Source organism: Streptomyces sp. NPDC111507 (genome assembly GCF_055638955.1).
Window position 1 is genome coordinate 218,031 of the sequence record NZ_JBVKBU010000006.1, and the last position, 23,167, is coordinate 241,197.

20 protein-coding genes are annotated in these 23,167 nt (G+C 72.2%); 14 read left to right on the forward strand and 6 right to left on the reverse strand.

Translation table 11 applies throughout. The features are described 5' to 3' along the window. Nucleotides 1-244: 244 nt before the first annotated feature. The 4 genes from ACZ7M2_RS25245 to ACZ7M2_RS25260 are packed head-to-tail and all read left to right on the forward strand — an operon-like array spanning nt 245 to nt 3,106. Complete coding sequence (locus ACZ7M2_RS25245; protein WP_471597172.1) at nt 245-949, forward strand: response regulator transcription factor; 705 nt, start codon at nt 245-247, stop codon at nt 947-949. After that, entirely contained in the window at nt 946-2,430 is a 1,485-nt protein-coding gene (locus ACZ7M2_RS25250; protein ID WP_471597173.1) for a sensor histidine kinase, read from the forward strand. The genes ACZ7M2_RS25245 and ACZ7M2_RS25250 overlap by 4 nt, the downstream gene beginning before the upstream one ends. A 47-nt stretch (nt 2,431-2,477) precedes the next feature. Continuing rightward, entirely contained in the window at nt 2,478-2,885 is a 408-nt protein-coding gene (locus ACZ7M2_RS25255; RefSeq protein ID WP_097288809.1) for a hypothetical protein, read from the forward strand. Further along, nucleotides 2,885-3,106 (forward strand): hypothetical protein, encoded by a 222-nt coding sequence (locus ACZ7M2_RS25260; protein ID WP_471597174.1) that lies wholly within the window; start codon nt 2,885-2,887, stop codon nt 3,104-3,106. The genes ACZ7M2_RS25255 and ACZ7M2_RS25260 overlap by 1 nt, the downstream gene beginning before the upstream one ends. A 2-nt stretch (nt 3,107-3,108) precedes the next feature. Here ACZ7M2_RS25260 and ACZ7M2_RS25265 read toward each other — a convergent pair whose 3' ends face one another. Further along, a complete protein-coding gene (locus tag ACZ7M2_RS25265; protein ID WP_471597175.1) occupies nt 3,109-4,296 on the reverse strand; it encodes a PP2C family protein-serine/threonine phosphatase in 1,188 nt (395 codons plus the stop codon). A 175-nt stretch (nt 4,297-4,471) separates the two neighbouring features. On the opposite strand from ACZ7M2_RS25265, the gene ACZ7M2_RS25270 reads away from it, so the two are divergent. Further along, nucleotides 4,472-5,836 carry an FAD-dependent oxidoreductase gene (locus tag ACZ7M2_RS25270; RefSeq protein WP_471597176.1) on the forward strand — a complete coding sequence of 455 codons (1,365 nt, stop codon included), beginning with the start codon at nt 4,472-4,474 and terminating at the stop codon, nt 5,834-5,836. A 61-nt stretch (nt 5,837-5,897) separates the two neighbouring features. Here the strand turns inward: ACZ7M2_RS25270 and ACZ7M2_RS25275 are convergent, their stop codons facing one another. The 3 genes from ACZ7M2_RS25275 to ACZ7M2_RS25285 form a co-directional block, all read right to left on the reverse strand. Further along, nucleotides 5,898-6,917 carry an SGNH/GDSL hydrolase family protein gene (locus ACZ7M2_RS25275; RefSeq protein WP_471597177.1) on the reverse strand — a complete coding sequence of 340 codons (1,020 nt, stop codon included), beginning with the start codon at nt 6,915-6,917 and terminating at the stop codon, nt 5,898-5,900. A gap of 95 nt (nt 6,918-7,012) precedes the next feature. Further along, complete coding sequence (gene ligA / locus ACZ7M2_RS25280) at nt 7,013-9,103, reverse strand: NAD-dependent DNA ligase LigA (protein ID WP_471597178.1); 2,091 nt, start codon at nt 9,101-9,103, stop codon at nt 7,013-7,015. Between the two features lie 358 nt (nt 9,104-9,461). Continuing rightward, nucleotides 9,462-10,052 carry a TetR/AcrR family transcriptional regulator gene (locus tag ACZ7M2_RS25285; protein WP_471597179.1) on the reverse strand — a complete coding sequence of 197 codons (591 nt, stop codon included), beginning with the start codon at nt 10,050-10,052 and terminating at the stop codon, nt 9,462-9,464. Nucleotides 10,053-10,256: 204 nt separating this feature from the next. Between ACZ7M2_RS25285 and ACZ7M2_RS25290 the strand changes: the two genes are divergently transcribed. The 5 genes from ACZ7M2_RS25290 (at nt 10,257) to ACZ7M2_RS25310 (ending at nt 16,231) form a co-directional block, all read left to right on the forward strand. Next, the gene (locus ACZ7M2_RS25290; RefSeq protein ID WP_471597180.1) at nt 10,257-10,844 is read left to right on the forward strand and encodes a (2Fe-2S)-binding protein; all 588 of its coding nucleotides are present in this window, start codon (nt 10,257-10,259) and stop codon (nt 10,842-10,844) included. Continuing rightward, nucleotides 10,841-11,830, forward strand: a complete 990-nt coding sequence (locus ACZ7M2_RS25295; RefSeq protein WP_471597181.1) for an FAD binding domain-containing protein — start codon at nt 10,841-10,843, stop codon at nt 11,828-11,830. The genes ACZ7M2_RS25290 and ACZ7M2_RS25295 overlap by 4 nt, the downstream gene beginning before the upstream one ends. Beyond that, a complete protein-coding gene (locus tag ACZ7M2_RS25300; protein ID WP_471597182.1) occupies nt 11,830-13,998 on the forward strand; it encodes a xanthine dehydrogenase family protein molybdopterin-binding subunit in 2,169 nt (722 codons plus the stop codon). Before ACZ7M2_RS25295 ends, ACZ7M2_RS25300 begins: the two co-directional genes overlap by 1 nt. Next, nucleotides 13,991-15,199, forward strand: coding sequence for an XdhC family protein (locus ACZ7M2_RS25305; protein WP_471597183.1), 1,209 nt, complete (start codon nt 13,991-13,993; stop codon nt 15,197-15,199). Before ACZ7M2_RS25300 ends, ACZ7M2_RS25305 begins: the two co-directional genes overlap by 8 nt. Before the next feature lie 99 nt (nt 15,200-15,298). Further along, nucleotides 15,299-16,231, forward strand: coding sequence for an NADP-dependent oxidoreductase (locus tag ACZ7M2_RS25310; RefSeq protein WP_471597184.1), 933 nt, complete (start codon nt 15,299-15,301; stop codon nt 16,229-16,231). A 42-nt stretch (nt 16,232-16,273) separates the two neighbouring features. Here the strand turns inward: ACZ7M2_RS25310 and ACZ7M2_RS25315 are convergent, their stop codons facing one another. Continuing rightward, on the reverse strand, nt 16,274-16,969 hold the full coding sequence (locus tag ACZ7M2_RS25315) for an HAD family hydrolase (protein WP_471597185.1): 696 nt from the start codon (nt 16,967-16,969) through the stop codon (nt 16,274-16,276). 56 nt (nt 16,970-17,025) lie between these two features. After that, nucleotides 17,026-17,502, reverse strand: a complete 477-nt coding sequence (locus ACZ7M2_RS25320) for an Lrp/AsnC family transcriptional regulator (RefSeq protein ID WP_352050844.1) — start codon at nt 17,500-17,502, stop codon at nt 17,026-17,028. A gap of 189 nt (nt 17,503-17,691) precedes the next feature. On the opposite strand from ACZ7M2_RS25320, the gene ACZ7M2_RS25325 reads away from it, so the two are divergent. The 4 genes from ACZ7M2_RS25325 (at nt 17,692) to ACZ7M2_RS25340 (ending at nt 23,163) form a co-directional block, all read left to right on the forward strand. Then, complete coding sequence (locus tag ACZ7M2_RS25325; protein ID WP_471597186.1) at nt 17,692-18,843, forward strand: baeRF10 domain-containing protein; 1,152 nt, start codon at nt 17,692-17,694, stop codon at nt 18,841-18,843. Nucleotides 18,844-19,028: 185 nt separating this feature from the next. After that, on the forward strand, nt 19,029-20,525 hold the full coding sequence (locus tag ACZ7M2_RS25330; RefSeq protein ID WP_471597187.1) for an FUSC family protein: 1,497 nt from the start codon (nt 19,029-19,031) through the stop codon (nt 20,523-20,525). A gap of 137 nt (nt 20,526-20,662) precedes the next feature. Beyond that, nucleotides 20,663-22,054 (forward strand): nitric oxide synthase oxygenase, encoded by a 1,392-nt coding sequence (locus ACZ7M2_RS25335; protein WP_471597188.1) that lies wholly within the window; start codon nt 20,663-20,665, stop codon nt 22,052-22,054. 62 nt (nt 22,055-22,116) lie between these two features. After that, complete coding sequence (locus ACZ7M2_RS25340) at nt 22,117-23,163, forward strand: lactonase family protein (RefSeq protein ID WP_471597189.1); 1,047 nt, start codon at nt 22,117-22,119, stop codon at nt 23,161-23,163. The last annotated feature ends 4 nt before the right edge of the window (nt 23,164-23,167 follow it).

The window sequence follows — 23,167 nt, forward strand, 5'->3', positions numbered from 1 at the left end:
CCGGTTCGGCGGGTCGTTGGCTGTGTGCGGGGTCGGCCATCGACGACACAGTCGTATGCAACCGTCGGGTCAGGCGCCGCGCAACCGCCACGCTCCGCCTGGCCCGCGCCGACCGGGGCCGGTCCGGACGGTTCTCACCGAACCCTTGGTCCACCCCTCGGGGCCGGGACCGTCGCGGCTGATGCACGATGGGCGGCGGCGGGCCCCGGCAGGACGCCGGGTGTGGCGGGGAGGGACAGTGGTGATGAGTGGGCAGCGCGGCCGTGTCCTGGTCGTGGACGACGACGCGGCGATCCGCCGCTCGCTGGAGCGGGGCCTGAGGCTCGGTGGATTCGCCGTGGATCTCGCCGACGGGGGCCGGCCGGCCCTGGCGGTGGCCCGGCGGACGCCGCCGGATGTGATCGTGCTGGACATCTCGATGCCCGACCTCAACGGCATCGAGGTGTGCAGGGCGCTGCGGGACGAGGACAACGACGTACCCGTGCTGATGCTCTCCGCACTCGACGAGACCGCCGACCGGATCGCGGGCCTGCAGGCGGGCGGCGACGACTACCTCGTCAAGCCCTTCGCCCTGCAGGAGCTGGTCCTGCGGCTGGAGGCACTGCTGCGGCGCCGGCCGCCGCGGGACAGCGGCACCGTACGGGCCGGCGGGCTGCTCCTGGATCCCGCCGCCCGCAGGGTGAGCCTCGACGGGCGGCCGGTGGAACTGACCCGCCGCGAGTTCGAACTCCTCCACTTCCTCGCCCGCAACGCAGGCATCGTGCTCAGCCGGGACCAGCTCCTCGATCGCGTATGGGGCTACGACTTCGAGGTGCGCACCGACGCGGTGGACACCTTCGTCAGCTATCTGCGCCGCAAACTGGAGACGTCGGGGCACTCCCGGATCATCCACACCGTACGAGGCGTGGGCTTCGTCCTGCGCGACGACGACCCGCAGGAGCGGCCGTGAGACTGTCCACGCGGATCGCCCTGGCCGTGGGCGCCACCGTGCCCGTACTGGTACTGGCCACCGGCTGGCTGCTGCTGCGGCTGGTCGCCGCGGATCTGCACGATCAGCAGGACACGCATCTGCGTGAGCGCGCGGTGGCCGTCGCCAAGGATGCCCGGGGGCTGCTGCGCGCGAGCGCCGCCGACCGGTCGGCGGCGGTGGAGCAGGCCCGCGAGCGCCGGGTGTTCACCTCGGCCCTGGACGTGGGCGTACGGCTGATCGGCCCCGAGGAGACCTTCACCGGCGGCCCGCAACCGGCGGCGGACGTGGCGCTGCCCGCCAGGGCGCCCGTGCCGGTCACCCTCCGTGCCGACGGCAGGAGCTGGCGGATCCTGTCGACCCGGGTGACCGGGGCGCGCCCCGGCGTGCGCGGCACCCTGTGGCTGTTCGCGTCGGACACCGCCGCCGACACCCAGGTGCGCCTGGTCCGACGGCGCGCGGTGACCGTCGCCCTGCTCGCCGCACCGCTGTCCGGGCTGCTCGCCTGGGCCGTCGCCACCCGGGCGAGCGCGCCGCTGCGCCGTCTGCAACGCCGGGCGAGCGGCCTCGACCCCCGCTCCAGTTCCACTCGCCTGGACCACAGCCCGACGCGGATCGCCGAGGTCGACGACCTCGCACACACCCTGCAGACCGTCCTGGCACGCTACGACGAGCAGGCACTCAGGACCGCCGAGGCACTGGCCACCGCCCGCTCCTTCGCCTCGGCGGCCTCGCACGAACTGCGCACCCCGCTGATGAGCATGCAGACCAACCTGGAGATCCTCACCGAGCATCCGGAGCTCGCCGGACCCGACCGCGACGAAGTGCTGCACGACCTGAGCCGCGAACACGCACGCCTCCTCGGAGTCCTCGTCATGCTGCGCGACCTCGGCCGCGCAGACCTCGTCGAGGCGGACGCCTTCGGCCCGGTCGACCTCGCCGACCTCGTCGAAGCGAGCACGGAGGAGCAGCGGCGACGCCATCCGCACGCGCGGGTGGCCGGCCACTGCGCGGCGGGGCTGCGCGTACACGGCTGGGAGGCGGGACTGCGGAGCCTGGTGGACAACCTGCTCGTCAACGCCCTGGTCCACGGTCACACGGACGGGCAGCCCCCACAGGTCGAGGTGACCTTGCGCGCGAGCGGCGCCGAGGCGCTCCTGGTCGTCGAAGACCGGGGCCCTGGCATCCCGCCCGCGCTGCGCACCGAGGTCTTCGAACGCTTCCGCCGCCGACCGGACAGCCCCGGCTCCGGCCTCGGACTGACCCTGGTCGCCCAGCAGATCGCCCTGCACCGAGGTGGGATCCGGGTACTGGACCGGCCCACGGGTCCGGGTACCCGCGTCGAGGTCACCCTGCCGCTGAGCGACGGCACCGGGGACACGGGGGCCACGCTTCCGCTCCCGCGCAACTGGATGATCACGGCCGCCGACCGGCCACAAGAATTCCACAAAGACGGCTCCTAGCTTTCCCGGCGACAGGGCAGTCGCCCGTGAACGCGGAGGAGTTCGTCATGCCAAGCACCAGGAAGACCGTGATCTCGGTCGTCTCGTTGGTCGCCGCCGGATCGCTGTTCGGCGCCGCCGGCGCCGCTACCGCCGACGCCGCGACTCCCGCGCCGTCCGGCACCCCCACGGGCGACGGCGCGGCGGCGCTCTGCAAGCGCGCGCCGAAGATCGACCGGCGGATCGATCGGATCCTCACCCGGCTGCGCGCGGACGCTTCCCAGCGTGGCTCCATCGCCCGTCTCGAGCAGCGGGTGGCGAACGCCAAGTCCGCGGGGCACACCCAGATCGAGACCTACCTGAACGACCGGCTCACCGCCCGGCGCTCCCTGGTCCCCACCCTGGAGACCCGCCAGAAGGACCTGGCCGACGTCGAGAAGTGGTGCGGCGCCCACGACAACGGTCGTACGAACTGATGCGCGCGCGTCACACCGTGCCGGCCGTACTGGCCGCCCTGCTGTTCCTGGCCGGATGCGGCCATGGCGGGAGCGCACAGAGCACGCAGACGCCACAGGGCACGCAGACCACTCGGCAGCCCGCACCCACCTCCTCCGCGGACCTCGGTCACCTGCGGAAACTCGTCGACGATGCCGATTCCGCGGCGAGCGCGGCGGAGTCGGACATGGCCCGGGAGTGAGGTCAGCGTTCCGTCGACGGGGGCGATCCGGTGGGATGACGCCGGTGGTGACCGTCGACGGGACGGGTGGCGAAATGCGGTCGATGCGGGTGGTGGGAGGCGGTGCGTTCGATGACCAGGAGGGCGGCGTCGTCGCCGGGGTGGTCGCCGACATGCGAGAGGAGGTCGTCGTGGATGTGCCGCAGCAGGGCGTCGGGGCTGGAGACGGGAAAGGAGGCGATCCGCTCGAGGAGCGGGTAGAAGACGCCCGACGGTGAGCGGGCTTCGATGACGCCGTCGGTGTAGAGCAGGAGGATGTCACCGGTTTCGAAGGTGAACGGGTCGGGTCGGTGGCTCGCGGCGGGCAGCTCGCACATGCCCAGCGGGGGGAGGGGGTGGCGCGGGTGCAGGACCGTGACCTCCCGGTTGCGCAGCAGGATGGGTGGTGGATGACCGCAGGTGATCATCCAGGCGTCCGGCGCCTCGTCGGGGATGTCGAGCACGAGCGCGGTGATGAAGTGCTCGCCCGGGTCGTGCTCGGTGTCGGCCACGTCCTCCAGGTCGCGGCACACGCTGACCTCCAGTGCGGCCGTGAGCTCGGGCAGGGTGGCGTACCGGTGAGCGCCCTCCCGGAACGAGCCGAGCACCACCGAGGCCTCACCGATGGAGGCCAGACCCTTGCCGCGCACGTCCCCGATGATCACCCGCGTGGAGGGCTGGGCGGCGCGGGAGACCGCGAACAGGTCGCCGCCTATCTGCGTCTCGTCCTCGGCGGCCAGATACAGCCAGGCCACGCGCAAGGGCCCGATCCGGCGGGGCGGCGGCCGCAGCAGGACCCGCTGAGCCGTCTCGGCCACCGACCGTGCCCGGCTCAGCTCCCGAGCACGCCGCTCACGTACATGGCAGACGAAGACCACCAGCGCGGAGAGCACGGTCAGGGCGATGATCTGCGCGACGTGGTTGGAGGTGGTCAGCCCGCCGTGGAACACCGCGATGAAGATCTGGGCGGCCACGGCCAGCACCCCCACGGCCGCAGTCAGCCGTGGCCCGGCCAGGGAGGCGGTGAGGGCGGGGGCGATGACCAGCAACGGACCCAGGTGGACATCGGTCGGGGAGTGGAGGTCCACCACCGTGATCACTACGATCAGCGCGAGTGGGATGGCCACCAGTCCGCGGCCCGACGGCTGCTCCACGAGGCGGTCCACTGACACACGCCGGACATCCACATAGCCTATTTTGCCCCCGATTCCGAGGCCTGTGCTCCCCGGCGACGAGTCATAAGATCGGCTTATGAGGTCATAGATCCAACCCGGCTACTGACTAAGGTTTGCCTTAGTTTAGGCTTCCCGGCGAGCCACCCTGCCACCGTTCGAAGGGAACCTGATCATGCCTCGCCCTCTGCGGGTAGCCATTGTCGGAGCCGGCCCCGCCGGGATCTACGCTGCCGACGCGCTGCTGAAGTCCGCAGTTGCGGTCGAGCCCGGTGTGTCCATCGACCTCTTCGAACGGATGCCGGCCCCCTTCGGTCTGATCCGTTACGGCGTGGCCCCCGACCACCCGCGGATCAAGGGCATCATCACGGCCCTGCACCAGGTGCTCGACAAGCCCCAGATACGTCTCTTCGGCAATGTCGACTACCCCGGGGACATCAACCTCGACGACCTGCGCACCTTCTACGACGCCGTGATCTTCTCCACGGGGGCGACGGCCGACCGGGCCCTCGACATACCCGGCATCGGCCTCGACGGCTCCTACGGTGCAGCGGACTTCGTCTCCTGGTACGACGGCCACCCGGACGTGGCGCGGACCTGGCCGCTCGAAGCGGAGAAGGTCGCCGTCCTCGGCGTCGGCAACGTCGCGCTCGACGTCGCCCGCATCCTCGCCAAGACCGCCGACGAACTGCTGCCGACCGAGATCCCGCAGAACGTCCACGACGGCCTCAAGGCCAACAAGGCCCTGGAAGTCCACGTCTTCGGCCGCCGCGGTCCGGCGCAGGCGAAGTTCAGCCCGATGGAGCTGCGGGAACTGGACCACTCCCCGAACATCGAGGTCATCGTCGACCCCGAGGACATCGACTACGACGAGGGCTCGATCGCGACCCGGCGCGGCAACAAGCAGGCCGACATGGTCGCCAAGACCCTGGAGAACTGGGCCATCCGCGACACCGGTGACCGCCCGCACAAGCTGTTCCTGCACTTCTTCGAGTCCCCGACCGAGATCCTCGGCGAGAACGGCCAGGTCGTGGGCCTGCGCACCGAGCGCACCGCCCTCGACGGCACCGGCAACGTCAAGGGAACCGGCGAGTACAAGGACTGGGACCTCGGTGCGGTCTACCGCGCCGTGGGCTACCTGTCCGACGAACTGCCCAAGCTCCCCTGGGACGCCGAGTCGGGAACGGTCCCGGACCAGGGCGGCCGGGTGATCGAGGAGACCGGCGAGCACTTGCAGTCGACGTACGTCACCGGCTGGATCCGACGCGGCCCCGTGGGTCTGATCGGCCACACCAAGGGCGACGCCAACGAGACCGTCGCCAGCCTGCTCGACGACCACGCGAACGGACGTCTGCACACGCCCGGCTCGCCCGACCCGGAGGCCGTGGACATGTTCCTCGGCGAGCGGGACGTCCGCTTCACCACCTGGGAGGGCTGGTACCGCCTGGACGCCGCGGAGAAGGCGCTGGGCGAACCGCAGGGACGGGAACGCGTGAAGATCGTCGAGCGCGAGGACATGCTCGACGCGAGCGGCGCGTAGGCCTCGGGGGCTCCTCAGGCCCCTCGGCCTCGGGGCCCTTCGGCCTTGGAACCCTCTGGCCTCAGGACCCTTTGCTCGCGTTGATGGTGTTGATGACGGCGTCGGCCATACCGCGTTCGCCGCGTGCGTTGGGGTGGACGGGCGCGGCGGGGGCGAGCGGCACGAGGGGTTCGACCCAGCGGGTCTCACGCGCGGAACACGCGTCGTGACCGTTCGACGGGGCGTAGGTGTCGACATACCCGACACCTGCGGCTTCGGCGCGTTGCCGCAGGGTGGCGTTGAGCCGCTGCTGCTCCTGGTGGAGGAAGGCGACGTCGCCGGGTGCGAGGCCCATGTCGCGGCCGCAGTCGCCGGCCGTGGCGGGCAGGATCGCCGGGTACCCGACCACGTAGACGCGTGCCCGCGGCGCACGGCGTTCGACCTCGGCCAGGGCGTCAGCGAGCCGGTCGCCCACGGTGTTGATCTTCTGCCGGACGGCGTCCGTGGTGCCGTCGACGTACTGGCTGCGGCAGGGGGCGTGGTTGCCGGTGTACTTGCCGCTGCCGGTGGCGAAGTAGAGGATGCCGGATTTGGCGCACTGTGTGATCAGTTCGCTGAAGCCGATGTCGTTGCCGCCGATGCCGAGGGTGACGAGGGCGGTGTGGGTGGTGAGGGCGGAGAACTGGGCGGGGTTGGTGCCGTGGCCGGTGGTCTGGGGTGCGGTGAGGTCCTCGACGGTGGCGCCGGTGCAGCTCATGTCGTGGAAGTCGGCTGTTTCGATGCCGAGTTCGTGGGCTACCAGGGTGGGGTAGTTGTGGTCGGAGCGATCGCATCCCGTGGGGGCTCCGGTCCCTGAGGGGATGCCGGCGCCGGCGGTGTAGGAGTCACCCAGCGCCACATATGGACCGGGAGCTGCCGATGACCCGGAGGCGTGCGCACTCTCTGGCGCCCCGGAGACCGTCGAGTGGCTCGGCTCTCCGGAGACGGCCGCGCTCTTCGGGGCGGCGGTGGCCGAGTCGTCGTTGTCTCCCAGGCTGGTGGCGGCGAAAAAGATGCCGCCCGCGGCCACGACGGCGAGCCCGGCTCGTGCGGAAGTCTTCATGTGTCAACGATCCCGGCGCGGGCTCACCGTCACGAGAGAGCCCACTCCCGAACCGATGGTGTAGCGGGCTACACCATCGGTTCGGGCGACGCCCTTCAGCCGACGTAGTCGGCGACCAGGGTCGCGAACTCGTCGGGGGTGACCAGCCGGATGCCGAGGTCCTCGGCTTTGGCGCGCTTGGATCCGGCGCCTTCGCCGGCGACGACCAGCGTGGTCTTCTTGGAGACGCTGGAGGAGGAGCGGCCACCGGCGCGCTCGATGAGTTCGTTCATCTCGTTACGGCTGAGCTTCTCCAGTGGGCCGGTCATGGCTCCGGTGACGACGACCGCCATCCCGGTCAGCGGCCCGCCCGCCGGCTCCGCGCCCTGGGCGCCGGTATCGGTGTCGGTGTCGTCGGCGGTGACGGGCGGAGTGGCACCGGGCTCGGTCATGTTGACCCCGGCCGCGGCGAGCTTGTCGATGAGCGGGGCGAGTTCGGCGAGTTCGGCCACGATGGACGGGGCCTTTTCCGTGCCGATGCCCTCGACCCGCTGCATCGCTTCGGCGTCGGCGGCACGGATGTGGTCCATGGTCGCGAAGTACCGGGCGATACGGCGCGACATGGAGCGGCCCGTGCCGCGGACGCCGAGCGCGCACAGCACCCGCGACAACGGCTGCCCCTTGGCCGCGCCGATCGCCGCGAGGAGATTGTCGGTGCTGGTCTCGCCCATCCGTTCCAGGGCGAGGAGCTGGTCGCGCGTGAGGGCGAACACGTCGGCCAGATCGGCGACCAGGCCGGCCTCGACGAGCTGGACGACACGGGTGTGGCCCAGGCCCTCGATGTCGAGCTGGTCGCGGCCGGCGGCGTACGAGAGGGCGGCGACCAGGTGGCAGTTGCGGCCGTTCTCGCAGCGCCAGCGCTGCTCGCTGGTATCGATGGCGGAGCCGCACCGCGGGCACACCTCGGGGAAGACGATCGGCCGCTCTTCTCCGGTGCGCAGATGGGCGACGGGGGCCTCGACGCGGGGAATCACGTCCCCGGCGCGGTGGACCATCACGTGGTCGCCCAGACGCAGGTCGCGGCGGGTGATGTCGGCAGGGTTGTGGAGGGTGGCGTAGGTGATGGTGGAGCCGTCGATCTCGACCGGTTCGAGGACCGCGCGCGGAGCGATGATGCCGGTGCGGCCCACGTTCCACTCCACCTCCAGCAGCCGGGTGATCTTCTCCACGGCCGGCAGCTTGTAGGCGATCGCCCAGCGCGGTGCGCGCGAACCGGATCCGGCGGCCTCCTGATCGGCGGCGAGGTCGGCCTTGATGACTATCCCGTCGATCCCGAACGGCAACTCCGCCCGAAGCGCGGCGATCTCCTTGACCCTGGCCAGGACCTGCTCGGCGGTCTCCGCCGTGGTCCCGGGCACGGCGGTGGCGGCGGTCGTGTTCACGCCGAGTTCGCCGCACCGGGCCATCAGCTCGCTGTGCGCGGCCTCACCCAGCCGTGCCGCGAGGGTCTCCTCGGTGCCGGGCAGTGGCAGCAGGGCATAGCCGAAGAAGGTCATCGGCACGGTGTACGCGCGGTCCTTGGCGCGCAGCGTGCCCGCCGCGGCGTTGCGCGGGTTCGCGAACGGCTGGCCGCCGTGCGCGGTGCGCACCTCGTTGGCGTGCTCGAACTGGGCGGTGGTCATCAGGACTTCGCCACGCACCTCCACCGTGACCGGCTCGGCCAGTTCGGCCGGGAGGCCTTCGACGGTGGCGATGGCATGCGAGACGTCCTCCCCGGCCGTCCCGTCGCCACGGGTGATCAGCCGGGTGAGGCGACCACGGGTGTATCGGGCGGCGATCGCGAGCCCGTCGAGCTTCGGCTCGACACCGAACCGTGTGACGTCATGGCCGACCCGCCGGGCCAGTGACGCGGTCCAGGCGGTGAACTCCTCCGGCGAGAAGACGTTGTCCAGGCTCAACATGGGCACCGTGTGCGGGACATCGCCCTCCGCGGCGCCACCGGCGACCTTCCCGGTCGGTGAATCGGGCAGCACTTCGTCGGGATGAGCGGACTCCCACACCGCGATGCCCCGCACGAGCCGGTCGTAGGTGTCGTCGTCCAGTACCGACGTGCCGCCCGCGTAGTAGGCGGCCGAAGCCTGCACGGCGTCCTCGACCGCCTGCGCGTAGGCGGCGGCATCCACGATCACTGCGGCTGGTGTTGTCATACCCGCCATCCTGCACGCCACCACTGACAACGCCCCGGTACGCGTCTGGCGCGCGCCGGAAACCAGGTGACCGCGAGGGCGGTGACCACTACGGTGAACTCGTTCAGGTGCGAAGGTTTCGGCTACTTCTCCTGTCAAGAGAGAGACGCGGGTTCGAATCCCGTCGCCCGCCCCGGCGGGTGTCGTCCAGCGGCCCAGGACACTTACGTCGCCGACACCGATCCCGATCTCTGAACACCGCGACACGAGCCGTCCGCCACGGGGGAGTACAGGCGGACGGCTTCGTCGTGCGCGTAGGAGCGGCTGTCGGTGACGACGGGCCGCCGCTCCCGCTCCCGCCCGCAGCCCGCGGCTCGGCCTACTCGGGCGGCGCGGAGCCCGGCGCGCCCACCCGTAGACCGTCCATCACGAGGTCCAGAAGGCGGGTGGCGCGCGGCTGCCAGTCCCCGTCCGCGTCGATCTGCCAGAGACCGGCGATGAAGAGGAAGAAGTCCTCCGGGGTCACTCCGGGGCGGATGGTGCCCGCCTTGTCGTTCGCCGCCAGGAGCAGCGCGATGGCTGAGGACATCCCGCTGTGCCCCAGCCGGGTCAGGGTGCCGTGCGCGAGGGTGGTCGCGCGCAGGGCCTCGGCCAGGCCGACCTTGGTCATGGCGAACTGGGCGAGGCGGTCCATCCACTCCCGCAGGGCCTGGTCCGGCGCACGCGTCTCGAGCAGCTGCGCCGCGGTGTCGGCGACCTGCTGCACCTCGTGGCGGTAGATCTCCAGGAGGAGTGCCTCGCGATGGGGGAAGTTGCGGTAGAACGTCCCTTGCCCGACCCCCGCCTTCTTGGCGATCGCACTGAGCGGGGTGTCGGCCGACCTCGTCAGCTCGGCCAGGGCCACCTCGAGAATGCGCTCGCGATTGCGTTGCGCGTCCGAGCGCAGCGGGGTGGCCTTCTTCTGCTGCACTCGGGCCTCCTTCGTCCTTCGCCCGCCCAGGCGAGTACCTTGCTAAGCGGACAGCTGTCCGATAGGTTCGGGATGAACGGACAACTGTCCGGTTAGGGGTTCACCATACCGCCGGATCCGGCCAGTGTGGACCATCCGTGCCCCCCTTTTCCCGGCCCTCTCGCGACTTCCTTTCCCCCTCAGACAGGCGAAAGAAGGCTGATCATGGCCCCCACGACGTCCAGCGCCACGACCTCGACGTCCAGCACCATCACCCTGCACGTCAACGGCGAGAAGTACACGCTGCCCGTCGACCATCGCACCACCCTGCTCGACGCCCTGCGTGAGCGTCTCGATCTCACCGGTACCAAGAAAGGCTGCGATCAGGGCCAGTGCGGCGCCTGCACGGTGCTGCTCGACGGACGCCGGGCCGTCTCCTGTCTGCAACTTGCCGTCGCCGCCGAGGGACGCGAGATCACCACCATCGAAGGGGTGGCGGACGGTGAGCGGCTGCATCCCGTGCAGCAGGCCTTCCTCGACCTCGACGGCTACCAGTGCGGCTACTGCACGCCCGGCCAGATCTGTTCGGCCCTCGCGGTGATCGAGGAGCACGCGGCGGGCTGGCCGAGCGCCGTGACCGCGGACGTGCGGCCCGAAGCGGGGGTTGCGCAGCTCACGCCCGAGGAGATCCGTGAGCGGATGAGCGGCAACCTGTGCCGGTGCGGCGCGTATGTGTCGATCGTCCAGGCCGTCGCGCGGGCGGCGCGGTCGTCCGATACGCGGTCGTCCGAGACCGAGGAGGCGGCGGCATGAGGGAGTTCGACTACGAGCGCGCCTACGACGTCACCGGCGCGGTCGCCCTGCTGGGCGCCGACCCGGACGCACGCTACCTCGGCGGTGGCACCAATCTCGTCGACCTGATGAAGAGCGGGGTGGAGCGGCCCGCCCGGCTCGTCGACGTGCGTGAACTCCCCCTCGACCGCGTCGAGTCCACAAGGAGCGGCGGGCTGCGGATCGGCGCGACCGTGACCAACAGCGACCTCGCCGCCCATCCCGACGTGCGGCGCCACTACCCGGCATTGACCCAGGCCGTGCTGGCCGGAGCCTCCGGTCAGCTGCGCAACATGGCCACGGTCGGCGGAAACCTGCTCCAGCGCACCCGCTGCGGCTACTTCGCCGATCTGGCGAAGCCCTGCAACAAGCGGGTCCCCGGCAGCGGTTGCCCGGCCGTCGAGGGCGAGCACCACAACCACGCCGTCCTCGGTGCCTCCGCGCACTGCGTGGCCACGCACCCCTCGGACATGGCCGTGGCCCTCACCGCCTTCGACGCCGTCGTCTCGTACGAAACGGCGGACGGGCCGGGGGAGTTGCCGCTCGCGGAGTTCTATCTGCCGGTGGGTGACACCCCACACCTGGAGACCGCCCTGCCGCCCGGCGCGCTGATCACCGGCGTCACCCTGCCGACCGCCCCGGTCGCCGCCCGCTCCCGCTACCGCAAGGTGCGCGAGCGCGCCTCGTACGCGTTCGCGATCGGCTCGATCGCCGCCGCCCTCGACGTCCACGACGGTGTCGTGCGCGAAGTGCGCCTCGCCTTCGGTGCCGTGGCCTCCCGGCCGTGGCGGGCCCGTGCGGCCGAACGGGCGCTGACCGGGGGACCGGCGAGCGCCGAGGCCTTCGCGGCCGCCGCGGACGCCGAGCTCGCGGCCGCCCGGACGCTGCCCCACAACGGATACAAGGTGCCCCTGATGCGCAATCTCGTCGTGGCGATGCTGACCGAACTCACCGAGGAGGCGGCCTGATGACCGGTACGACCGCGACCACGACCACGACCGCGACCACGACCGCGACGACGGCGGCGACCGCGACGTTCGGGGCCGTCGGCGCCGCCCACACCCGCGTCGAGGGCGTGGCCAAGGTCACCGGGGCCGCGCGCTACGCGGGCGAGGTCCCGTATCCCGAACTCGCCCACGGCTGGCTGGTGTTGTCCACAGTGGCCCGCGGCCGGATCCGCGCGGTGGAGTCCGCGCCCGTCCTCGCGATGCCGGGCGTCGTCGCCGTCCTGCACCACGAGAACGCCCCACGTCTCAACGGCGACTACACGAACGCCTTCGGGCTGCCCGACCCGATCGCCCAGATCTTCCAGCACGACCGGGTTCCGTTCGCCGGCTGGCCGGTGGCGCTGGTCGTCGCCGAGACGCCCGAGCAGGCCAGGGAGGCCGCCGAGGCCCTCGTCGTCGTGTACGACGAGGAGCCCCACGACGTCGTGTTCGCCGCCGGGCTCCCCGGGGTGTACGCGCCGGAGAGCGCACCCGCCGCGCAAAAGGGCGATCTGGAGGCCGAACTCGCCGCGTCCGCCGTCGTCGTGGACGCCGAGTACAGCACTCCGGAGGAGCACCACAGCCCCATGGAGCCGCACGCGGCGATCGCACGCTGGGACGGCGGCCGGCTCGAGGTCGTCGACTCCAACCAGGGCAGCAGGTTCGTGGCGGACGAGCTCGCGAAGCTGTTCTCGCTCGACCCCCAGTCGGTGCGGGTGCGCTCGGAACACGTCGGCGGCGGCTTCGGCTCCAAGAGCACCCGCCCGCACTCGGTCGCCGCCGCGATGGCCGCGACCGTCCTGCAGCGTCCCGTCCGCGTCGTACTGACCCGCCGTCAGATGTTCTCGCTGGTCGGCTACCGCAGCCCCACGGCCCAGCGGGTCAGGCTCGGCGCCGACACGGACGGCCGACTGCGCGCGATCGACCACCGGGCCGAGAGCCTCACCTCGACCGTGTACGAGTTCGTCGAGCGGTGCTCCGAGTTCGGGCGCGCGATGTACGCCTCCGACGCGCACTACTCGCAGACCCGTGTCGTACCGCTCGACGTGCCGACCCCGAGCTGGATGCGGGCGCCGGGCGAGGCGCCGGGCTCGTTCGCGCTGGAGTCCGCACTCGACGAACTCGCCGAGAAGTGCGGACTCGACCCGATCGCGCTGCGCGCCCGCAACGAACCGGCCGTCGGACCCGTCTCCGGGCTGCCGTTCAGCGGCCGCAACCTGCTCGCGTGCTTCGAGGAGGGGGCCCGCCGGTTCGGCTGGGCGGACCGTGACCCGCGTCCCGGTATCCGCCGCGAGGGCCGCTGGCTGCTCGGGACCGGCACCGCCGCCTCCACGTTCCCCGTGCTGTCCGCCCCGTCCACGGCGGCCGTGACGGCCGAGCCGGACGGCAGCTTCACCGTACGGATCACCGCGTCCGACATCGGAACCGGGGCCCGGACCGCGCTCACCCTGATCGCCGCGGACGCGCTGGAGGTGGCGCCGCAGCGCATCCGGATGCGCATCGCGGACAGCGACTTCGGCTTCGCGATGATCGCCGGCGGTTCGATGGGCACCCGCTCCTGGGCCTGGGCGATCAGGGTCGCGGCGGACGAGCTGCGCGAGCGGCTGGCCCTGGGCGGCGGCATTCCGCCTGAGGGGATCACGGCACGCTCGGACACCTCCCAGGCGGTCGGCGCGCTGGAGCAGAAGGAACGGCACTCCTTCGGGGCTCAGTTCGCCGAGGTCGCCGTCGATGTCACCAGCGGGGAAGTGCGGGTGCGGCGGATGCTCGGCATCTTCGCGGCCGGCCGGATCGTCAACCCGCTGACCGCGCGCGGGCAGTTCGTCGGAGGCATGATCTGGGGCCTGTCCATGGCCCTGCACGAGGAGGCTCACCGGGACCGGGCGAGCGGCGGCCATGCGGGCGCCGACCTCGCCGGCTACCACTTCTCCGCACACGCCGACGTACCCGACATCGAGGCGGACTGGGTCGACGACCCCGACCCCGGGGACCCGGTCGGCATCAAGGGCATCGGCGAGATCGGGGTCGTCGGAGCGGCGGCGGCGATCGCCAACGCGGTCTGGCACGCGACGGGTGTACGCCACCGGAACCTGCCGATCCGCCCGGACCGGGTGCTCCTGGCGGGCACGGGAGGGGATCGGGATGCTTGACATCGCCGACGAGCTGAACCGGTGGACCGAGGAGGGCCGGGACTTCGCCGTCGCCACCGTCGTGAGCGTCGGCGGCAGCGCTCCGCGCGGCCCGGGCGCCGCCCTCGCGGTCGACAGCGGCGGCACGGCCATCGGCTCGGTCTCCGGCGGCTGTGTGGAGGGCGCGGTGTACGACCTGTGCGTCCAGGCGCTCCAGGACGGCCGGACGGTGCTGGAACGGTTCGGCTACAGCGACGAGGACGCCTTCGCGGTGGGGCTGACCTGCGGCGGGGTCATCGAGGTCCTGGTCACCCCGGTGCGCGCGCAGGCGCCTGAGCGGCCGGTGTACGCGGCGGCCCTTGCGGCCGCGTCCCGGGGCGAGGCGGCGGCCATGGCCCGGGTGGCCCGGGGACCGGCGGAACTGCTGGGGAGGGTGCTGCTCGTCCGCCCCGACGGCTCGTCCGACTCCTCCGGGGCGTCCACGTCGTACGCGGGAGGCCCGGACGTCTCGCACGAGGGGAGCCTCGGCGGTCGCCCGGAGCTGGACCGCACGGCGGTGGCCGAGGCTCGTGCCCTGCTGGCGGCGGGCCGCACCGGCACCCTCGAACTGTCGGAGGACGGCGCGCGCTGCCCGGGTGGCGTGACCCTGCTCGTCGAGTCGAGCGTGCCACCGCCCCGAATGATCGTCTTCGGCGCCGTGGACTTCGCGACGGCGCTGGTACGGGTGGGCAGGTTCCTCGGCTATCACGTGACCGTGTGCGACGCCCGCCCGGTCTTCGCCACCCGGGTCCGCTTCCCCGACGCCGACGAGATCGTGGTCGACTGGCCGCACCGCTACCTCCGGCGCACCGCGACCGACGACCGCACGGTCCTGTGCGTGCTCACGCACGACGCCAAGTTCGACGTACCGCTGCTGGAGTCGGCCCTGCGGATGCCGGTGGCGTTCGTCGGCGCCATGGGGTCACGCCGCACGCACGAGGACCGTGAGCGCCGGCTGCGTGAAGTCGGCCTCGGCGAGCGGGAGCTGGCCCGCCTGAGATCCCCGATCGGGCTCGACCTCGGTGCCCGTACGCCCGAGGAGACCGCGCTGTCCATCGCGGCGGAGATCGTCGCGGCCCGGGAGGGCGGGACAGGCGCTCCACTGACCGGCTCCAGAACACCGATCCACCGCGACGGGGGCGGACGGGGGACCGGTGCGCAGGGGGCGCGGGAGGCTGCCTGAGAACGGCGCGTGTGGTCGAACGACCCGAGCGGGAGGTGCACGGGTCGACCACTCTGGAGGTACCGCCGGTTCCCGGCCGGCACGACCTGGGAGGTTGGAATGGACACCATGCACGCGGTGCGCGGCCACCGGCGGGGCGGCCCCGAGCAGCTGACGTACGAGGTCGCCCCGCGTCCGGTGCCAGGCCGGGGAGAGGTCCTGGTCGAGGTGCGGTCCGCGTCCATCACACCGGACGAACTGGCCTGGGACGCGACCTGGACCGACAGCCTCGACGACAGCGGCAGCGAGCGGGTGCCCATCGTGCCGTCGAAGGAGGTGTCGGGTGTCGTCGCCGAGCTCGGCCCCGAGGTGTCGGACTGGAACGTCGGCGACGAGGTGTACGGGCTGATCCCGTTCACCCGGGACGGGGCCGCGGCGGAGTTCGTCGCCGTCCCCGCGGCCGTCCTCGCCGCCAAGCCCGCCCGGCTCGACCACGACCACGCGGCGGCGCTGCCGCTGGCCGGGCTGACGGCCTGGCAGGGTCTGGTCGAGCACGGCGGCCTGCGCCCCGGTGCCCGGGTGCTGGTGCAGGGCGGCGCGGGCGGGGTGGGCTCCTTCGCGGTGCAGGTCGCGGTCTCACTCGGCGCCTCGGTCACCGCGACGGCCGGCGCCGAAGCCGCCGACTTCGTACGCGAGCTGGGCGCCGAACAGGTCATCGACTACCGGAGCGAACGCTTCGAGGAGCAGGTCAAGGACGTCGACCTGGTCTTCGACACCGTCGGCGGCGACACCCAGGAGCGCTCCTGGAGGGTATTGCGTCCCGGCGGCCGTCTGGTGAGCATCGTCGCCCCGCCCGACGCCACGAGGGAGGGCGGCAGGTTCTTCATCGTGGAACCGGACCGCTCCGGGCTGGAGGAGCTGTCCCGCATGGTCGCGGACGGCGAACTGGCCCCGCCCGTCGACCGCGTCTTCCCCCTCGCCCAGACCGCGCAGGCGTACGCGGCACTGGAACAGGGTCACCGCCGGGGCAAGATCGTGCTGCACGTCTCCTGAGCCCACACCGGACACGGCAGGTCGTCGAGCCGTGGCCGCGGCTCAGGAAGCCGAGGCCGGGCGAGTGAGCCAGTCGTACGCGGTCTGCGCGGTGAACTCGCGCTGACCGCCGCGCAGGAGCAGACCCGCCGTGGCGAACTCCGGGTCGTCGGCCTGCGCGGCGACGTACGGGACGGCGATGCAGCGCATCCCGGCCGCGTGTGCGGCGGCGGCGCCCGGAGCGGCGTCCTCCAGGACCACGCAGTCCGCCGGGTCGGCGTCCAGACGGCGCGCCGCTTCCAGGAAGACGTCCGGGGCGGGCTTGCCGTGCGCGACCTCGTCGGCCGAGACGACGGTCGTCAGATGGGCGGCCAGGCCGGTGCCCGTCAGGATCGCCTCGATCGCGGCGGGTGCGGAGCCCGAGGCCACGGCCGTCGGAACGCCCTCGGCGGCCAGCAGTTCCACGAACTTCCGCATCTCCGGGTACACGTGCGTGGCGGCGCGGGCCAGCTCCAGATAGCGCCGGTTCAAGTCCGTGAGCAGGGCGTCCAGCGGGGGCCGCAGGCCGTAGCGCTTTCTCCAGAGCGCCACCGTCTCCCGGGTGCTGATGCCGACGTAGCGCTCGTGCTCGGTCCAGGTGAAGCCGGTGATGCCCTGCTCGGCGAGCGTCTGGCGGCCGGCCTCGAAATAGTTCGGCTCGCTGTCCACGAGTGTGCCGTCGAGATCGAAGATGACCGAAGTACGGCCGAGAGTGCTCATGGGATCCAGGATGCCAAGCGAGGGCCGGACGCGGCCGATCACCCCTGTGCCACCCGTCAGCTTCTGGTCGCACGCCCGATCGACTCAACCAGCGGCAGCACCCGGTGCGGAACCCGCTCGCGCAGTGCCACCTCGGTGCGGGTGCGGACGACACCGGGCATGCTGATGAGCGCCTGGATCACGTCCTCCAGGTGGGCGTTGTCGCGCGCCACGACCCGGGTGAGCAGATCGCCGCCGCCCGTGATCGAGAACGCCTCGATGATCTCCGGTACGGCGGACAGCGCGTCGCCGACCTCGTCGAGGTGGCCCTGCGTGACCTCGATGTGCACGAAGGCGAGGACGGGGTGGCCGAGCGCCGCGGGGGACAGCGAGGGGCCCGTACCGGTGATCACCCCGTCCCGTTCCAGCCGGTCGAGGCGGGCCTGGAGCGTGCCGCGGGCGACGCCGAGCATGCGGGCGTACTCGCGCACGCTGGTGCGTGGCTGCTCCAGCAGGAGCCGCAGGATGCGGGTGTCGAGTTCGTCCACGGCCATGATCCACCGGCCTCCCTGCCGCCTGGGCTGATCTTCTTCGACCGTACCAATGGCTCAGTCCGCCGTGAGCCCGGTGGGCCGGTTCACCCCTCCCGCTCACTTTGTCCGCCGCGCCGCGTTTGCCGGTGCGCCGCCCACCGCGTTACCTGGAGAGGTGGCGCAGGGCTCGAGGAGCGGCGAGGAGCGACGATGATCACGCAGGAGCAGGTCGACCGAATTCTCCGGCTCGGCGGGAACGGGCTCCCGTTCGTCTCCCTCTACCTTCCGGTGGAACCGGACCAGCCCGGCCGTCGTACATACCGGGCCCGGCTGGCCGGCCTGCTGGAGGGCATCAGGCCGCTCGCGGACGACCGCTCGCTGGAGCACGCCGTACGGCTCTCGCTGCACGACGACATCGCGAAGATCGAGCAGAGGCTCGGCGAGGGACCCCAGCGGCCCGGCACCATCGTCGTCTTCTCCTGCAGTGGCCACGGCGTCTACGAGGAGGTGTGGCTGCCGCGCACCACCCACGAACGCGTCGTGGTGGACGCGGACCCCTATGTCCGTCCGATGCTGGCGGTGCTCGACGAGTACGACCGCACCTGCGCGGTCGTCGTGGACGAGGTCACCGCACACGTCTGGGAGTACCACCTGGACGAGGTCGGGGAGCTGGAGGCGATCCGCGACCGGATGCTGCGGAAGCCCGAGCACGCCGAGGGGCTCGACGAGGTCCGGGTCCGCGACAGGGCCGACGAGCTGAGCAAAAGGCACTACCGGCGGCTCATCGGCGAGCTCAAGCGCCTGTTCAAGGAGGGAGGCTTCGATCTGCTGGCCATCGGCGGGCACCCCTACCAGATACCGGCCTTCATCGAGTTCCTCCCCCGTGACCTGCACGACCGGCTCGTCGGCCGCTTCACCGTCGACCGCGACACCGCGACCGCCGCCGACATCCGGGACAAGGTTCGTGTCCTCGTCACCGACCGCGCGTACCAGGAGCAGGAGCGGCTGGTAGGGGAGATCCTCGAGTCCGTCGCGACCAAGCACCACGCGACCGTCGGGCTCGACGACACCCTGTGGGCGGGCTCGCTGGCCGCGATCCGGACGCTCGCCGTGGACGCGGAGGCCGTCGCCCCGGGAGTCGTCTGCGACCGCGACGGGCTGCTGGCCCGCACGGGGGAGCGGTGCCCGCTGTGCGCAGACGCCCTGCGCGAGGTCCCCGACGTCATCGAGGAACTGGTGAAGAGCGTCATCGAGGACGGCGGCGAGGTCCGCCACATCGAGATGGAGACGGACCTGCACACGCACCTGACCGGGGCCCTGCTGCGCTTCGAGCTCCCCGCGCACCCGCTCGACACGGAGTGATGCCAATGGCATCCACATGGCACCCCGCTCCGCTCGATGACTGTGCCAATGGTCCAGTCATTCGGAGTCCACTTGAGCCAACAGCCCCGATGATGCTGTGATGGGCAGGTCGATGGCGCTGCGGGACCCCCGCGGCGCCTTTTGCATGCCTGAAGTACAGGCTGAGCTCAAGGGGCGGGGAAACAGTGCTGAAGAGGGTGTTCGTGGCACCGGACCCGGGCCGGCTGCGGCTGCGCGGCGCCATCCGGGCCGTCCTCGGCATCGGCCTGGCGGTGGCCCTGTGCGGCGTCACCGGTTCCTCCCTCGCGGGTGCGGTCGCGGGAGGACTCGCGGCGCTGCTCGCCCTCTTCACGGTCACCGACGCCACGGTGCGCGGACAGCTGGCGACGACGGCGCTGCTGCCCGTGGTGGGCCTTCCCGTCCTGGCTCTCGCGGCCACCCTGCACGACCACCCGACGGTGCGCGGCGCGGCCTTCCTCGCCGTCGTCGGTGCCGGTGTGTACGCCCGGCGCTGGGGCGCGCGCGGCCATGCCCTCGGCGTCTTCGGGTTCATGGCCTTCTTCATGGCGCAGTTCCTGCACACTGTGCCCGCGCGACTGCCCGAGCTGTACGGCGCCGTACTGCTCGCCCTCCTCGCGTCCTCGGCGGTCCGATTCGGACTGTGGTGCTACGAGCGCCGGATGCCGCCCGCCGCCGCGCCCGTCCCCTCGGCCGGCCGGGGCCTCACCCGTCCCACCACACGCCAGGCGGTCCAGGCCGTCGTGGCCGCCGCCTTCGCCCTGGGCGTCGGAAGCCTGCTGTCCCAGGAGCGCTGGTACTGGGCCGTCGGCGCCGCCTGGTGGATCTTCGTCAACACCACCTCACGTGGCGAGACCCTGATCCGCGGCTACCGCCGGGTCCTCGGAACGGTGATCGGCATCGCCCTCGGGGCCTCGGTCGTCGTCCCCCTGCACGGTGCGCCCGTACCGACCGTGGCCCTGCTCGCCGTATGCGTGTTCGTCATCTTCTACAGTGCCGCGGTCTCGTACACCTGGATGATGCTCGCGGTGACGGTGATGGCCGAGCTGCTGTACGGGACGTTCGGCGTGCTGGACCAGCACCTGGTCGTGCTGCGGCTGGCGGAGACCGGCATCGGGGCGATCGGCGCCGCGCTGGCGGTCCTGCTCGTGCTGCCGATCACCACGCACGCCACGACGGACGCCTGGATCGTACGGGCGATCCAGTGCGTCCACGCCTGCACGACCGAGGCCGCGGCCCGACTGAACGGCTCCTCCACCGCCGACCCCGCGGCACGCGTCGCGGAGCTGGAGACCGTGCTGAACAAGGTGCGGCTCTCGCTCACGCCCCTTCTGCATCCCCTCAACCCCCTGCGCGCCCGTGGCCGCAGGGCGCGCCAGGTACTCGCGGCGCTGAACACCTGCGCCCGGGAGGTACGGGGCCTCGCCGCCATCGCGTCGGACCCCGTGGCCTCCTGCGACGACCGCCTCACCGTCGCGTGCGAGCGCGTCGAGAGGGCCGTCGAGGCACTCACCTCATCCGCACCGCGGCGGATCACGGTCCAGGCCGGGACACCTCCCCTGGAAGAGCCGGTACTCGCACACCTGCACGGACTCGAGCGGGCACTCGCCGAACTCGCCGCGCCCCTTCTGCACCCCCGCGCTTCGACCCCCGTTCGCGTCTGACACGCGCGAGGCACGTGCACGGACCACGTAGAGGGTGGATCACCGCCCGGGCGGGGTAACCCCGCGGCTATCGGACGCACGGAACCCGCGGACCGTGCGGGAGCGGCCCGCGGGCCAAGCCGCTTGGGGGTGGCACCATGCGGGACTTCCCGCGAGGAACCGGACAGGGAGAGCGCTTCGGCGACGACGGGAGCGCGCGGCACCCGATGCCGTGGGCCGACGGGCCGGGCGGCTGGCTGGACCGTGTTCCGGCAGGTCGCAGCGCCCGCGCAGCGACCCCGACCGCACTGCCTTACGCCAGCGGTGCCCGGCGGACGCAGCCGTCCGTCCCGGGCCTCGGCGGGAGCCTGATACCCGTGCCGGGCCGTTTCGACGCCCCGACGTCGCACGACGACTCCCCGCCGTACGCACTCCTGCGCGCCGCCGCCGAGTTCCTCACCCTCCGCCACACCGAGGAGCGCCTCGGCGACCCGGCCCGGCGCATCGCCGCCACGTGGGCCGAGATCGCGGAGACCGGCACCTACCGCCACACCACCGAGGAGCTCGCCTTCGGCGCCCGCGTCGCCTGGCGCAACGCCAACCGCTGCATCGGGCGCCTGTACTGGCGCTCCCTGTGCGTCCGTGACCGCAGGGACGTGCGGACGGCCGAGGACGTCGCCGAGGCATCGGCGGACCATCTGCGGGAGGCAGGCGGCGAGGGCAGGATCAGGGCGCTCATCACCGTCTTCGCGCCCGACCGGCCGGGCCGCCCAGGGCCACGGATCTGGAACGAACAGCTCATCCGGTACGCCGGCTACGCCCGCCCGGACGGTGGTGTGACCGGCGATCCGCGCAACGCGGGCCTCACCGCGCTGGCCCGGCGGCTCGGCTGGCCCGGCGGCCCCGGCACCCCGTTCGACGTCCTGCCGCTGGTGATCCAGGGCGCCGACGGCAGGCCCGACGACCAACCCCGCTGGTTCACGCTGCCGCAGGACGCGGTGCTCGAAGTGGAGCTCGCCCACCCCGAGTACACCTGGTGGCGCTCGCTCGGACTGCGCTGGCACGCCGTGCCGGCGCTCGCCAACATGTGCCTGGAGATCGGCGGCATCTGCTACCCGGCGGCTCCGTTCAACGGCTGGTACATGGGCACCGAGATAGGCGCCCGCAACCTCGCCGACACCGACCGCTACGACCTCCTGCCGTACCTCGCCGACCGCCTCGGCCTCGACACCCGCACCGACCGCTCGCTGTGGAAGGACCGCGCGCTCGTCGAACTCAACCGCTCCGTCCTGCACTCCTTCGACCGCGCGGGCGTCACCGTCACCGACCACCACACCGAGTCCCGGCGCTTCCTCACCCACCTGGGCCGCGAGGAGAGCAAGGGCCGCCGGGTCGGCGCGGACTGGTCGTGGATCGTGCCGCCCATCTCCGGCAGCGCCACCCCCGTCTTCCACCGCACCTACGAGACCGTGGAACGGCATCCCGCGTACGTCCACCACCCGGAGGCGCGCGCACGGGCGCACGGGGAGGCGGGCGGGCCCTTGGTCTAGACCGTTGGCCGCCGACTGCTACCGTCGGCCCCGGACAGCGCGGGACCGAGAGGGGAACGGCAGTGGCAGACGGCGGCACGCGGGAACAGCGGGCGTTCATCGGCTCGTTCACGGCGGCGGGAGGCCCCGGCGTCCTCACCGCGGCCGTGGACCGCGGCAGCGGCGCACTGACCCTCCTGAGCGCGGTGGACGGCGTACCCGATCCCTCGTACCTCGCCCTCTCGCCGGCCCACGACATGCTCTACGCGGTCAGCGAGACGGCCGACGGCGCGGTGGCCGCGTACCGGGTGGACGGCGACGAGCCGAAGCCCGCCGGGCCGTTGGTCTCCGTCGGAGGCAGCGGCCCCACACACCTCAGCGTGTTCGCCGGACACGTCCTGACCGCCAACTACGGCTCCGGCAGCGTCACGGCCCTGCCCGTGCGCGACGACGGCACGCTCGTCGGCGCCGCCTCCGGCGTGCTCCAGCACAAGGGCCGCGGCCCGCACACCCGGCGCCAGCAGAGCCCGCACGCCCACCAGGTGCAGCCCGACCCGAGCGGGCGCTGGGCCGTCAGCGTCGACCTCGGCACGGACTCCGTGCGGGTGTGCGCGCTGGACGGCGGCCGGCTCACACTGCACCGCGAGATCGCGCTGCGCCCCGGTTCCGGGCCCCGCCACCTGGCCTTCCACCCGCGCGGCGAACACGCGTACGTGCTCAACGAACTCGCCCCCACGGTCACCGTCTGCCGCTGGAGTGCCCAGGAAGGCTCTCTGCGTCCCGTCGGAGAGACGCCGGTGCTCTCAGGGGTTCCGGACGGTGACGCGTACCCCTCGGGCATCGTGGTGTCACCCGACGGGCGCTTCGTGTGGACCGCCACCCGCGGCCAGGACGTCGTCTCCGTGCTCACGCCCGACGCGGTGGGCGAAGGGCTGCGGCTGGTCGCCACGGTGCCCTGCGGCGGCACCTGGCCGCGCGCGCTGGCCCTCGACCCCTCGGGGCGTTTCCTGTACGCCGCCAACGAGCGCTCGGGGGACGTGACCTGGTTCGCGGTCGACCCGGACACGGGGGTGCCGCGACGGGGCGGCTCGGTGGAGGTTGCGGCGGCGTCCTGCGTGGTCTTCGGCTGACCCG